General features: G+C 71.6%; 10 protein-coding genes. All 10 read right to left on the bottom strand.

Annotation, left to right across the window (positions count from 1 at the left end):
* Window positions 1-140: 140 nt before the first annotated feature.
* On the bottom strand, window positions 141-2,519 hold the full coding sequence (locus ACGFIQ_RS36035; RefSeq protein ID WP_393250793.1) for a glycoside hydrolase family 65 protein: 2,379 nt from the start codon (window positions 2,517-2,519) through the stop codon (window positions 141-143).
* On the bottom strand, window positions 2,516-3,322 hold the full coding sequence (locus tag ACGFIQ_RS36030; protein WP_393250791.1) for an HAD family hydrolase: 807 nt from the start codon (window positions 3,320-3,322) through the stop codon (window positions 2,516-2,518). Before ACGFIQ_RS36030 ends, ACGFIQ_RS36035 begins: the two co-directional genes overlap by 4 nt.
* Window positions 3,323-3,381: 59 nt before the next feature.
* Window positions 3,382-3,846 carry a DUF4442 domain-containing protein gene (locus ACGFIQ_RS36025; protein WP_393250789.1) on the bottom strand — a complete coding sequence of 155 codons (465 nt, stop codon included), beginning with the start codon at window positions 3,844-3,846 and terminating at the stop codon, window positions 3,382-3,384.
* A gap of 64 nt (window positions 3,847-3,910) precedes the next feature.
* Window positions 3,911-4,903 (bottom strand): hypothetical protein, encoded by a 993-nt coding sequence (locus ACGFIQ_RS36020; protein ID WP_393250787.1) that lies wholly within the window; start codon window positions 4,901-4,903, stop codon window positions 3,911-3,913.
* 95 nt (window positions 4,904-4,998) lie between these two features.
* A complete protein-coding gene (locus tag ACGFIQ_RS36015; RefSeq protein WP_393250785.1) occupies window positions 4,999-6,351 on the bottom strand; it encodes an ABC transporter ATP-binding protein in 1,353 nt (450 codons plus the stop codon).
* 69 nt (window positions 6,352-6,420) lie between these two features.
* Window positions 6,421-8,631 carry a CDP-glycerol glycerophosphotransferase family protein gene (locus tag ACGFIQ_RS36010; protein WP_393250783.1) on the bottom strand — a complete coding sequence of 737 codons (2,211 nt, stop codon included), beginning with the start codon at window positions 8,629-8,631 and terminating at the stop codon, window positions 6,421-6,423.
* A 15-nt stretch (window positions 8,632-8,646) separates the two neighbouring features.
* The gene (locus tag ACGFIQ_RS36005; protein WP_393250781.1) at window positions 8,647-10,689 is read right to left on the bottom strand and encodes a DUF5941 domain-containing protein; all 2,043 of its coding nucleotides are present in this window, start codon (window positions 10,687-10,689) and stop codon (window positions 8,647-8,649) included.
* Window positions 10,686-11,432 (bottom strand): ABC transporter ATP-binding protein, encoded by a 747-nt coding sequence (locus ACGFIQ_RS36000; RefSeq protein WP_393250779.1) that lies wholly within the window; start codon window positions 11,430-11,432, stop codon window positions 10,686-10,688. Before ACGFIQ_RS36000 ends, ACGFIQ_RS36005 begins: the two co-directional genes overlap by 4 nt.
* 1 nt (window position 11,433) lies before the next feature.
* Entirely contained in the window at window positions 11,434-12,261 is an 828-nt protein-coding gene (locus ACGFIQ_RS35995; protein WP_393250777.1) for an ABC transporter permease, read from the bottom strand.
* A gap of 72 nt (window positions 12,262-12,333) precedes the next feature.
* A complete protein-coding gene (locus ACGFIQ_RS35990; RefSeq protein ID WP_393250775.1) occupies window positions 12,334-13,704 on the bottom strand; it encodes an L-serine ammonia-lyase in 1,371 nt (456 codons plus the stop codon).
* Between the last annotated feature and the right edge of the window lie 507 nt (window positions 13,705-14,211).

Genomic DNA, 14,211 nt, shown 5'->3' with positions numbered 1-14,211 from the left:
GGCGGGGGGGGCGGCGGCGCCCGCCCCCCCCCCCCCCCCCGGGGGGGGGGGGGGGGGGCGCCCCCCCCGGCCCGGCCCCCGGGGGGCGGGGGGGGGGGGGGGGGGGGGGGGGGGGCCCCCCCCCCCCCCCCCCCCCCCCGTCACTGCGCGTTCACGCGTTCGGGCAGCCGCAGCAGCGGCGACCTGCCCGGTGGCTGCTCGGGCGGAGGGCCGGTCGGCTCGGCCGGCGGCACCGGCACCGTGACCGGTTCGTCGCAGGTCACCCGCAGCACCTGGTCGTGGTGGCGCAGCTCCACCACGTCGTCCGGGCCGCCATGACGCAGGGAGTATGTCGTCTGGTGCGGCCGGACATCCACCCGCAGCGACAGCCCGCGCCACTGCAGGGAGAACTCCAGCCGGTTGAGTCGACTGGAGAGCCGGGGCGCGAAGGACAGCTCGCCGTCGTGGTCCCGGAGCCCGCCGAGCCCACTGACCAGGGCCAGCCAGGCCCCGGCCAACGACGCCATGTGCACGCCGTCGCGGGTGTTCTCGTTGAGGTCGTGCAGGTCCATCAGCGCGGCCTCGCGCAGATAGCTGTGGGCCAGCTCGGGGTGACCGACCTCGGCGGCGAGCACCGCCTGGGTGCAGGCCGACAACGACGAGTCGCGGACGGTCCGGCGCTCGTAGTAGAGGAAGTTGCGGACCTTCTGCTCCGGTGTGAACGCGTCCCCGCGCCAGTGCATGGCGAGGACCAGGTCGGCCTGCTTGACCACCTGCTTGCGGTACAGCTCGAAGTACGGGTAGTGCAGCAGCAGCGGGTACTTCTCCGCCGGCGTGTGCGTGAAGTCCCACTCCTGCAGGCGGGTGAAGCCCTCGACCTGCTGGTGCACGTCCAGCTCCTCGTCGTACGGGACGTGCATCGAGGTGGCGGCATCCCGCCAACTCGCCGCCTCCTCGTCGGTGACCCCGAGGTGGAACGCCTCGTCCTGGTGGCGCACCACCACGTCGGCGGCCGCGAGCAGGTTCCGTTGTGCCATCAGGTTGGTGTAGATGTTGTCGTTCTTCACGGCGGTGTACTCGTCCGGGCCTGTGACACCGTCGATGTGGAACTGGCCGTGCCGGTCGTGGTGGCCGATCGAGCGCCACAGCCGGGCGGTCTCCACCAACAGCTCCAGCCCGATCTCCTGCTCGAACTGGGTGTCGCCGGTGACCATCACGTAGCGGCGCGCGGCGTCGGCGATGTCGGCGGCGATGTGGAAGGCCGCCGTGCCCGCCGGCCAGTATCCGGAGGATTCCGAGCCCTCGATGGTCCGCCACGGGAACGCGGCACCCCGGAGGTTGAGCGTCTCGGCACGCTCCCGCGCCGAGTCCAGCGTGCTGTGTCGCCACTGCAACGCGCTGCGCACCGCGCTCGGCTGGGTGTACGTGAGCACCGGCAGGACGAACATCTCGGTGTCCCAGAAGGCGTGCCCGTCGTAGCCGGGACCGGTCAGCCCCTTCGCCGAGATCGGCCGCTGCTCGGCGCGCGCACCGGCCTGGAGCACGTGGAAGAGACCGAACCGGACCGCCTGCTGCACCTCCGGGTCACCCTCGACCAGCACGTCGGAGGCGTCCCAGAACGCGTCGAGGTAGTTGCGCTGCTCCCGGTGCAGCCCGTCCCAGCCGTCCAGCCGGGCGCCGGCCAGTGCCGCGCCGACCTGGTCGCGCAGCGCCGGCAGCGACCGCCGACTAGACCAGCTGTACGTCAGATACTTGATCACCCGTAGCTTCTCGCCGGGCTTGAGCACGCAGGCGATCGTGGTGCGGACCCAGTCCTGGTAGCCCTCGGACTCGATGGTGGTGTGGTCCGGGCCGTGCACCTCGTGCTCCATCGCGGCGGCGACCCGCAGCCCGGAGACCTTGGTGCGGTGGATGAGCTGCCCCCCGTCCGGGGTGGTCAGCTCCTCCTCGGCCTGCAGGGGTGACTCCAGCACCGCCGCCACCCGCGGGTCCTTGCTCTGCGCCGGCAGCGACTCGTTGGCCACCAGCTCGGACTGCACGATCAGCCGGAGCGGGCCGTCGACGGCCTCCACCTCGTAGCTGATGGCGGCGACCGACCGCTGGGTGAACGAGACCAGGCGGGTGCTGCGGACCTTGACCTCCCGGCCGGCGGGCGAGCGCCAGTGCAGCTCCCGGTGCAGGGTGCCGGCCCGCATGTCGAGGATCCGTTCGTGGGCCAGCAACTCCCCGTAGCGCACGTCGAGCGGTTCGTCGTCGACGAGCAGGCGGATCAGCTTGCCGTTCGTGACGTTGACGATCGTCTGCCCCGACTCGGGGAAGCCGTAGCCGGCCTCCGCGTACGGCAGCGGGCGCAACTCGTAGAACGAGTTGAGGTAGGTGCCGGGCAGGCCGTGCGGTTCACCCTCGTCGAGGTTGCCGCGCAGCCCGACGTGCCCGTTGGAGAGCGCGAAGACCGACTCGGACTGGGCCAGCACGTCCATGTCCAGCCGGGTCTCGCGGACGTGCCACGGCTCGACCGGATAGGCCCGCTCCCGGATCACGCGAGGCCCCCTTCGGTGCCCGGGTGCGGCGCGGCGGTGGTGCGTGCCGGTGCCGACGGATCGGCGGTGTCGAGCAGGTCGGCGAGGTCCCGCACGACGATGTCGGCACCGTGCGCGAGCAACTCGTCCGCCTGCCCGACCCGGTCCACGCCGACCACGTACCCGAAACCACCGGCACGGCCGGCGGCCACCCCGGAGAGCGCGTCCTCGAAGACGGCGGCCTGCGTCGGGTCCACGCCGAGCAACCGGGCACCGGCGAGGAACGTGTCCGGCTGTGGCTTTCCGCGTAGCCCCTGCGCTCGCGCGACAAGCCCGTCGACCCGGGCCTCCAGGAGTGGTTCGAGCCCCGCCGCGGCGACCACCTCGCCGCCGTTGGCGCTCGCGGTCACCACCACTCGGCGCAGCCCGGCGGTCGCTGCCGCCTGTAGGTACCGCACCGACCCCGGGTAGACCTCGACGCCGGAGTCGCGCAGGCGCTGGAGCAGCAGGACGTTCTTGCGGTTGCCCACGCCGTTGACGGTGTCGGCGTCCGGTGGGTCGTCCGGGGTGCCCTCGGGCAGCACGATGCCGCGGGAGGCGAGGAACGACCGGACGCCGTCGGCGCGGGGGCGGCCGTCGACGTAACGGTTGTAGTCCGGGCCGGGATCGAAGGGTTGGAACGGTTCGCCGGAAGCGGTGGCGTGCTGCCGGAGAAACTCGTCGAACGTCTGCGTCCAGGCGGCGTTGTGCACGCGGGCGGTCTGCGTCAGCACACCGTCCAGATCGAAGAGACAGGCGGTCACGTGAGCAGGTAGGCCCAGCACGGTACGAATCTATCCACCCCGCTGGGCCGGTAAACCCGTTTCGGCCTCCGCGACACGGTTCAGTTTGGCCGCAGTGTCCAGACCACGGTCATGGCCGAGGTCGGCGTGCCGTCTTCGGTCGCGATCTCCACCTCGACGCCGAATTCCGGCCGTCGGCCGGACTCCAGCTCCTCGATCACGTCGAGGGCCGGCCGGCCGAGCCGCGCGGTGGCCAGCACCGGGCCCATGGCGAGCTTGCGGTAGGCGATCTCGGCCCGGACGGCGAGCGGCACGGCCCGGTCGAGCAGTTGCCCGAAGGCCGCCAGCACGACCGCGCCGGAGGCCGTCTCGCCGAGGGTGAAGAGGGCGCCCGCGTGCGGGCCGCCGACGTGGTTGTGGGTGGCCGGCGAGTCGGGCATCCGGACGACTGCCCGGACCCCGCCCTCCGCCTCGGGCGCCACCTCCACGAATTCGAAGCCGAGCGTACGGGCGAAGGGCACCGCGTCGAGCATGCCGGCCGCCACCTGGCGGGAGTCGATGGTCATGCGCTGACGTTACTAGCCGGTAATCAGGCCGGCAAGCAGCGGTTTCTCACGTTCTGGCCGAGGCTCAGAGGTTGCCGATCGTCCGCAGGATCTCCGCGTAGAAGTTGCCGTCGATGCTGCGGAAGAAGGCGAAATCCTGACCCGGGTCGCCGAAGAACGGGCGCAGCGTCCACGCCAGTTGGGTGCCGACGAAACCGAAGAGCAGGATCCAGATGTAGAGCAGGGTCATGCTGGCCGGCCGCTGCGTCGGCTCGCCGTGTCGGACCGGGCGCTCGTTCCACGAGCGCGGATAGCCCGGCGCGGCGCCCGCGGGAGGCGCACCGGCCGGCTGGCCGCTCCACTGCGCCGGAACGTGCGCCGGCGCGACGGTGACCGCGCCGTTAGGAGCAGACCCGGCCGGTACGGCCACCGGCTCGGCACCCGTACCGGCGGCCGGCGCGGCAGCCGGCGCCGAGCCGACGGGCACCGCTACCGGCACGGTCGGGGCGGCGGCCGGCACAGCCGGGGCTGCGGCGTTCGCCTGGGTGTTGACCTGGGCGGCGGCGACCGGCGGTGCGAGCAGGCCGTGGTCGTTGAGCACCTGCATCCCGCCGGTCAGGAAACGCAGCCCGACCAACGCCGACAGGGCCAGGATCGCCACGTTGAGCAGCTTGAAGAACCCGTAGTCGGGCGCGGTGATCAGGAAGAAGAGGCTGATCGGCGCGAACGCCACCGCGAGCATCGAGGTGACCGTGATCGCCACCATCACCAGCGCCAGCGACTGACGCACCGAGAGCCGGGCGCCGAAGACCAGGTTGAACAGGTAGAGCGTGGGCAGGCAGATGGCCAGCGTGACGAGGAACAGCAGGGGCAGTTTCAGCGCCGAGGTGAGCGCCATCAGTGGGCTGTGGAACGCACCGAGCACCGCCCCGTAGCAGGCCAGCGCGATGGCGGAGCTGGCCAGCATCCGCCCGGTCAGCTTGTTGAGGTCACCCTCGGCCACGATCTGCTGCCAGACGCCCTCGCGATCGCGCAGGATGCGCTCGATGACGAGCGGGCTGGGACGGTCACCCGACACGGGCGCACCTCTTTCGCTGGTCGGTCACATGTGGACTGGGTGGGCAGACGGTAGGGCATCGCGGAGCCGGGCCGCCACCCCGCTCCGGTGGGCCGTCAGCGCCAACCCACGTCGATCCGGGCGCCCCGCTCGTCGAAGAAGTGCAGCGCGTCCATCCGAACCGACACGGCGAGCGGGTGACCGGCGCTGACCGCCGGGTACGGTGCCAGCCGCACCGCCAGCTCCGCCGGACGGCGGTGGTGCCGGCCCGGATCGGGAAGCACGCTGGTCTGGGTGCCGTTGCTCGGCGGCTCCTGCGGCTCCACCGGCTTACCGGTGAGTCGCTGCATCACCGAACCGAACCGACGCAGGCCACGCTGGCCCACCGGCGGCGGGTCCAGCGGAGCGCCCATCTCGTCGACCATGATCGCGGTGGCGCCGATGTCGAGGAACGCCAGCGACTCGTGCCCGTGGTGCTCCAGGTAGCGGATCCGCCCGCGCAGCACGTCGCCCGGGCTGTCCGGTGCGACCGGGGTGAGCGCCTCGGCCCGCATGCCGACCACGATCCGCTCACCGTGGTAGTGCGCCACCGCCCGGCTGCGGATGTCGTTCCAGGGCAGGTAGAGCGACTGGTCACCGAGATTGAGCGTGACGTACCGGTCGAGGTGGACGTAGACCGACGCCTCCAGCAGGTTCATCCGCGGGCTACCCAGGAAGGCGGCCACGTAGAGCGTCGCCGGCCGGCCGTACACCTGGGTGGGTGTGCCCACGTCCTGGAGGACGCCCCGGCGCATGATGGCCACCCGGTCCGCCATGGTGAGCGCCTCGGCCTGGTCGTGGGTGACGTAGACGGTGGTGACGCCCAACTCCCGGGTCAGGCCCGAGATCTCCGCGCGCAGCTCCGCACGCAGGCCGCTGTCCAGGTTCGACAGTGGCTCGTCCATCAGGAACAGGCCCGGCCGGCGGACGATCGCCCGGCCCATCGCGACCCGCTGCCGCTGCCCACCGGAGAGCTGACCGGGCTTGCGGGCCAGCACGTCACCGATGCCCAGGGCGCTGGCCACGTCACCGACCCGCTCGCCGCGCGGCTCCGGCTCCACCCCGGCCAGCCGCAGCGGAAAGGCGATGTTGTCGCCGACGGTCATGTGCGGGTAGAGGGCGAAGTCCTGGAAGACCATGGCGATCTTGCGGTCCCGTGGTGGCAGGTCGTTCGCCAACTCTCCGTCCAGCAGGACGGCGCCGTGGGTCGGATCCTCCAACCCGGCGATCATCCGCAGCACTGTGGACTTGCCGCAGCCGGACGGCCCGAGAAGCACCATGAACTCGCCGTCGTTCACATCAAGGTTGATGCTGTCGACGGCGACCGTGCCATCCCTGAAGACCTTGCTCACATCCTTGAGCGTGACGGTGCTCACCGTCTTCCCCCCCAGCTCGTCGGCCGAACCCCAGAAGACTGTGACCAGGATCATGAGTTTAGGACATCGGGTAAACGTCTTATGTTCGATGAGTGACGGTGCCATTAAGCGACATAAGTCCGATCAGCAGTTCGCGGATCGCTCGCCCGGCTCACCGAGGAACACCTGGCGCACCACCCGCTCCGCCGCGTGCCCGTCGTCCAGAGTGCAGAACCGGCCCCGAAAGTGCTCGCGGGCCTTGGTCGCGGCGTCCGATCGCACCGCGTTGGTACGGAACAGGTCGAGCAGGTCGTCGAAGGTGGTGGCCACCGCGCCCGGCGGCTCGGCCGTCACGTCGAAGTAGACACCCCGAGCGAGCCGGTACGCCTCCCAGTCGGGAGCGTAGAGCACGATCGGTCGATCCAACACCGCGTAGTCGAACATCGCCGACGAGTAGTCGGTGACCAGCACGTCCGCCACCAGGTAGAGATCCTCCACCCGCTGGTGGCCGCTGACGTCCCGCACCCGTTCCCAGGCCGCCGGGTGGCCCGGACGCCGATCGCGATCGTGGAAGTAGTGGCTGCGCATCAACAGCCGGCCCGAGTCACCAAGCGCCTGGACGAACCGGTCCGGGTCGAACGGCGGCCGATAGCCGGGCAGGTGCTCGCGGTGCGTCGGGGCGTACAGCACGACCTGCTCGTCCGGGCCGAGGCCGAACTCCGCGCGGAGTCGGCGGACCTCGTCCGGGCCCGCCGTGACCAGCCGGTCGTTGCGCGGGTAGCCCACCTCCAGGGTCGTGTACGCGGCCGGGTACGCCCGGTCCCACATCTGGGTGGAGAAGCTGTTCGCGCTGACGCTGTAGTCCCAGCGGTCCACCCGGCGCAGCAGCCCGGCGAAGTCCATCCGACCCGCCCCGATCGGGTAACGCTGCTGGTCGAGCCCCATCACCTTGACCGGCGTGCCGTGGTGGGTCTGCAGGTGCACCTGCTCCGGCCGCTTGCGGACGAAGTCCGGGAAGTTGACGTTGTTGACCAGCCACCGGGCGCGAGCGAGGACCCGGTAGTACGCCGGGGTGCCGGCGACCACGTACTCCACCCCGGCCGGCACGCTGTCCACCCGGTCCCGGCGCACGATCCACACCCCGCGCACCCCCGGCGCCAGCCGGCGGGCGACCTCGTAGATCGCCGCCGGGTTGCAGGAGTAACCCCGGTACCAGTACGCGGCGTACACGGCGAGCGTCGAGTCGACCGGCCGACGCCGCTCCGCCCGGTAGTACTCGCGCAGCAACCCGTCGCGGGTCAGCCGGGCGCCGCGCCGAGCGACCGGGCCGACCCGCCGCCGGGCGGTGCGAGCCTTTCGCTGGGCGGCGTCCCGCGCCCGGCTCGCGGCCCGCAACGCGCTGAAGGTGTGCCAGCGGCCGGAAGCGACGAGCCGGTGTTTGATCCCCTCCACCCCGTCCGGCACCGGATAGCCACCGGGTGGCAGCCAGCGTTCGTAGTCGGCGGTGATCTGCGCGAAAAACGCCGGTCGCAGCTCCGGGGCGATCCGCTGGCCGTTGCCGAGCACGGTCAGGTAGTGCCAGATCATCCGCTCGAAGACCGCCGGTCGCAGGGCCTCCGTCGCCGACCCCCACGAATCCATCAGGTGGAAGACCCGGTGCCACTGCGGAAAGACCTCGAAGTGCCGGTCGCCGCGGGTCCGGGTGATCGCGCCGGCGCGGCGTTGCCGGTAGTTGACGCAGACCCGGTCCAGTACGCCGATCCGCTGCGCCGCCATCAGCACCGGGTAGCTGAACGAGACGTCCTCGTACCAGCCGGGCGCGAAGCGCAGCCCCAGGTCGGCCAGGAACTCCCGGCGGACCAGCCGGTTCCACGCGGTGTGCAGCAGCCGCATCGTCTCCGGCCGGTCCCGCAGCCGGAAGGTGCCCGTGCCGGGCGACTCGGGAAACACCTCGGCCATCGCGCTGCGGGTGGCGGTGTCGTTCCAGTGGGTGCGGACGTGGTCGACGAGCAGCACGTCCGGGCGGGTGACCCGCAGCCGCCCGGCGACCTCCGGCAGGCACTCCGGCGTCAACCAGTCGTCGCCGTCGAGGAACCACACGTACTCGCCGACGGCCCGGTCCAGCCCGATGTTGCGGGCTGGACCCAGGCCGACGTTCTGCGGCAACCGGACCGAGCGGACCCGCTGGTCGCGGGCCGCGTACTCGTCGATGATGTCGCCGCTGGCGTCCGGCGAGCAGTCGTCGACGGCGATCACCTCGATGTCCGTCTCCGGCTGGCCGAGGATCGAGTCCAGGCATTCGCGCAGGTATCCCTGCACCCGGAAGGCCGGCACCACGAAACTGATCAGGGTCATCCGGCCGTCCCTCCGTCAGCGTGGCGTGGCACCTCCGGCGCGCACCGGCGCGACGTGCGCCCGCGCGCTACGGGCCGGTCGGACGAACCAGGCCAGGACGACGCTCACCACGAAAACCACGAGAAGGTACGCACCGAGTGTAGCCAGCCCGATACCCGCCATGCCGGCAATCGCCGCGAGGGCCAGCAGCACCGAACGCCCGTCCCAGCCCAGCGTGGCCGCGTGCAGTGGTGGTGCCGCCTGCCGTTTCTCCAGCCGGGCGGTCAGGTCGTAGTGGTGCACGGTGAGCACGAAGACGTACCCGAAGATCAACCAACCCGGCCCGTCGCCGATCACGCCCACCGCGATGGCGAACAGGTACTCGGCGGCCCGCAGCGCCGCCGGCACCAGCCAGTCCAGCGGGCCGTTGTGCGCGGCCCCGGCACCCAGCCCGGCGACCAGCAGCACCAGCAACGTCACCGGCACCGCCCAGCGCAGCCCGTCCGGCGCGTCACCCAGCAGCGCCACGACCAGCAGCACCGCCGGGCCGAGCGCGGCGATCACCGCCAGGGTGAGCGGCCCCATCGGGCGCACCACCGGCAGCCGGCGGGCCAACGGCCCGTCGTCGCGGTGCAGGGTGGCATCCACCGTGTCCAGCACCGGCACCCACATCCAGCGCGCCCGCAGCGTCCGCAGAGCCCCGGTGTACGCGAACGCCAGCACACCCCAGACCAGCACCGCGACCAGGCTGACCAGCGGGTTGAACAGCGCCACGGTCAGCGCGATCAACGCCCAGCGCTCACCGATCGGAAAAACCACGGTGCGCTTGAGCCAGTACGACACCGAGCCGGTGTCCGCCTGCACCCGGGTCGACGCCGCGTTGAGCCGGTCGCCGATGCCGCCACTGGCACCCGTCGCCGTACGCGGTCGGCGGGCCGCCTCGTCGTGCAGCACCCCGTACCAGGTGTCGGTCATGTGCCGGACGGTCTGCAACGTCATCGCGGCGATGGCGAGGGCCCAGCCGTTGCCCAATCCGGCGTGGCTCACCCCGAAACCCAGGCCGGCGTAGACCAGGTATTCCTTGGCCCGGTCCGCCATCGTGTCCAGCCAGCCACCCCAGGCGCTGAAGTGCCGGGTGTAGCGGGCCAACTGGCCGTCCACGCAGTCCAACACGAAGCCGAGGTAGAGCAGCACCGCGCCGCCGACAAGCGCGGGCCGCCCGCCGACGCCGAACAGCACCGCCGCCGCCAACGCGAACAGCACCGAGATCGCCGTCACCCCGGTCGGGGTGAGCCGGAGCCGGGCCGACAGCCGCACCACGTACGGCGACCAGGTGCTGACGAAGTAGGTGGAGAAGAAGTCGTCCTTCTCCTTGACCGACAGCCGCAGCTCGGCCCGGTCCTCGTCGACGGCGGTCACCGCCGTTTCGGCAGCCGCCAACGCGGGCGCGTCCGCGACCCGGTGCGCGACGAGCAGGCGTACCCGCTGGGCGAAGATCAGCGTGCCGAGCGCCGCGAGACCCGCGACGAGCCGGTCCACGGCGGAGGACGGGCCCTCGGGTCCGGCTCCCCCGGCGGCCGGCAGCGGCGACACGTCGCCGGGCGGGCCGAGCGGGGCGGTGACGGGCCGCGCGCCGACGGCGGCGGCCCGCGCGGCGGCGGCGAGGGCCGGCAGGTCGTCCACGCCGACCCGCAGCGCGCCACCGAACACGCCTGTGGCGTCGCCGGCCAGGGCGTCCAGCGGGCCGGCGTCGACCACCTGGCCACGTTCCTCGCGCACGACGGTTCGACCGGGCACCGGCGGGTCGGTCAGCACCAGCGCCACCGTCGGCCCGACCGGGCTGCTGGCCAGGTGCCGCAGCACCGCCGTGTGGGCGACCAGGTCGGTGCCGGTGACCAGCAGCGGGCCGTCGGCGGCGTCGGCCAGCGCGGCCAACTCGTCGAGGTCGCCGGCGAAGCGCACCTCGGCGGCCCCGGCCCGGCGCAACTGGGCGGCCAGACGCTCGGCCAGCGGCTCGCCCGTCGACGTGGTCAGGCCCGCTGCGGACGTTCCGGCGGCGAGCACGATCGCGAGCGTCACCGCGGGACCGCGGCGTGGTACGCGTCGAGCGCCTCGGCGATGGTGCCGTCGAGCGTCAACCGGCCCGCGTCGAGGTACAACCCCCGACGGCAGAACCGGGTCAGGTCCTTTTCGTTGTGTGACACCAGCACCAGCGTGCGCCCCTCCCCGAGCAGACGATCAATCGTCGCGTAACACTTCTTGCGGAACTCCGCGTCGCCGACCGCGGTCACCTCGTCCATCAGCAGGATCGGGTGCGGCAGGTGCGAGATGATCGCGAAGCCGAGCCGCACCTTCATCCCCGACGAGTAGTGCCGCACCGACGTGTCGATGGCACCCTGCACCTGCTCACCGGCGAACTCGACGATCTCGTCGAAGTGCCGCTTCAGATAGCCCGCCGACAACCCGTGCAGACCACCGACCAGGTGCAGGTTCTCCCTCCCGGTCAGGTCGTTGGAGAAACCGGCCGACAACTCCAGCAGCGGTGCCACCGCGCCGTGCACCCGGATGCTGCCCTCGTCCGGGATGAGCACCCCGGCGATCAGCCGCAGCAGGGTGCTCTTGCCGGTGCCGTTGCGGCCGATCACCCCGACGGTCTCGCCCGGCTCGACGGTGAACGACACGTCGCGCAGTGGCCAGAACTGACCGGGCAGGGCACCGCGCCCGCCCCGGTGGATGAACAGCTCGCGCAGCCGCAACTGCCGGCGCCGGTTGCGGACGAACCGGATGCCCAGACCGTCGGCCTCGATGATCGGCGCGGCCACGTCACAGTTCCTTGAGCACTGCGGGTTCCAACCGGCGAAACGACCACCAGCCGGCGGCCAACACCAGCACACTGCCGACGACAGTGGTGGCGAGCAGCCGGGCGTCCGGGAACTCGTCCGGGTACCAGATCGCGTGGTGCAGTTGGAAGATCCCGACCAGCGGGTTCAGCTCGTAGACCACCTTCAGCCACCCGGGCAGGTCGGACTCCCGGACCAGGCTCAGCGGGTAGATGATCGGCGTGGCGTAGAAGAGCACCCGGATGATCAGGCGCAGGAACCGCTCCACGTCGCGCATCAGCACGTTCCACGCGGACAGCAACAGGGCCAGCCCGGTCAGCAGGACGGCCTGCACGGCCACCGCGAGCGGCAGGGCGAGCAGCGACCAGCCGGGGTGGATCCGACCGTGCACCGCGTAGATCACCGCGATGGCGATCAGGATCGGCAGGCCGGCCGCGTACTCGGCGAACCGGCCGGTGACCCGGCCGATGGGGAAGACCTGACGCGGCACGTTCATCGTGGTGATCAACCGGGACTGGCCGGTCAGCGCGTTCGTCGCCTCGCTCAACGCCGAGCTGGTCCACATCCACGCGAAGATCCCGGTGATCAGGAACAGCGGGTACGACCCGGCCGCCTCGCCCAGGTGCCGGCCGGTGTCGGAGGAGTAGAGCACCCCGAAGACGAACCAGTAGATGGCGCCCATGCCGAGCGGCTCGATCAACGACCAGAAGTAGCCCAGCACCGACTGCTGGTACTTGACCGCCAGATCCCGGCGGACCAGGATGCGCAGCGAGTTGCGGTGCGACCACAACGCCGCGACGCCAGAGGTCACCGCGAGCCTCCCGCCTCCTGAAACGGACGACAGGTTAGCAGTCGGTGAACGAATGCCCCGAATCGGCCGGACTCAGCACTCGATCACGTTGACGGCCAGACCGCCACGCGCCGTCTCCTTGTATTTGACCTTCATGTCGGCGCCCGTCTCCCGCATGGTCTTGATGACCTTGTCCAGCGACACCTTGTGCACACCGTCGCCGCGCAGCGCCAGCCGGGCGGCCGTGATCGCCTTGATGCTAGCCACCGCGTTGCGCTCGATGCAGGGGATCTGCACCAGGCCACCCACCGGGTCACAGGTCAACCCGAGGTTGTGCTCCATCCCGATCTCGGCCGCGTTCTCCACCTGCTCCGGGGTGCCACCGAGCACCTCGGCCAGCCCCGCCGCCGCCATCGAGCACGCCGAACCGACCTCACCCTGGCAGCCGACCTCCGCGCCGGAGATCGACGCGTTCTCCTTGAACAGCACACCGATCGCGCCCGCCGCCAGCAGGAACCGCACCACCCCGTCGTCGTCGGCGTCCGGCACGAAACGGCTGTAGTAGTGCAGCACCGCCGGAATGATCCCGGCCGCACCGTTCGTCGGCGCGGTGACCACCCGACCGCCGGCCGCGTTCTCCTCGTTGACCGCGAGCGCGAACAGCGTCACCCAGTCCATCGCGTGCAGCGGGTCGGGCGTCCCGGCGTCCGCCTCCAGGCCGCGCCGCAGCTCCGCCGCCCGCCGCCGAACCTTCAACCCCCCAGGGAGTACGCCGTCCCGCTCGCAGCCACGCTGCACGCACTCCCGCATCACCCGCCAGATCTCCAGCAGCCCGGCCCGGATGTCCGCCTCGCTGCGCCAGGAGCGTTCGTTGGCCAGCATCACCTCGCTGATCGACAGGCCGGTGCGGGACGTGACGTCGAGGAGCTGCGCCCCGGTCAGGAACGGGTACCGCACCTGGGTGCTGTCCGGCTTGATCCGGTCCGCACCGGCCGCCGCCTCGTCCACCACGAACCCGCCACCGACGGAGTAATAGGTACGACGGCGCAGCTCGGCGCCGTTGTCGTCGTACGCCGCAAAGGTCATCCCGTTCGGGTGGTACGGCAGCGACCGGCGGCGGTGCAACGTCAGGTCCCGATCCGGGTCAAAGTCGATCTCGTGCGCGGCCAGAATGCTGATCCGCCGCTCCGCCCGGATCCGCTCGACGCGAGGACCGACGGTGTCCGTGTCGACGGTCTCCGGCGACTCGCCCGCCAACCCGAGCAGCACCGCCGGACCGCTGCCGTGGCCGTGCCCGGTGGCCCCCAACGAGCCGAACAGCTCGGCCTGCACCCGTGCGACGTCGGTGAGCAGCCCGTCGGCCTTGAGCCCGGCGACGAACGTCCGCGCCGCCCGCATCGGCCCCACCGTGTGCGAGCTGGACGGCCCGATACCGACACTGAAGAGGTCGAAAACACTGATCATGGCTGCGCTTCCTCGCCGTCGTCCCGGCGTACGGGACCCGGCCGGGTCAGGACCGCCGAGCTGACGGCCCTACTCATGATCGACCAGGGTAGGGGTCCGGCCGCCCGGGGTGTGGGTGGCCGATCTGCCAGCCTACCCGCCCAGCTCAACGCCCACCCGGCCACCGGGACGCGCACACCTGCCCGCCATCTCCCCGCCACCCGCGCCCGCACGCCGACCTCGCTGGGCCACCGCCCGCACCCACGCCCACAGGGCCGCCGCGCCCCGCCGCGCGCCCCGCCGCGCGCCGTCCGACGCGCCCCGCCCGCGCCCCGCCCGCGCCCCGCCCGCGCCCCGCCCGCGCCCCGCCGCAAGATCGCGCTCGATCCAGGATCTAGTGGTCTCGCTCCGCCCTCGATGCCACTACAACCAGGACAACGCCGTTGCGTTAGGGCTGTGATCGGCGGGTCAACCCCTGCTGAGTAGTGAGAACGGGACTCCTGATAGATCAACTTGTGTCGAGCAAGA

The organism is Micromonospora sp. NPDC048898 (assembly GCF_043198035.1).
Classification (GTDB): Bacteria; Actinomycetota; Actinomycetes; order Mycobacteriales; family Micromonosporaceae; genus Micromonospora.
Note: the sequence above shows the minus strand (reverse complement) of the source record. Positions and strands in the feature narration are given on the sequence as shown.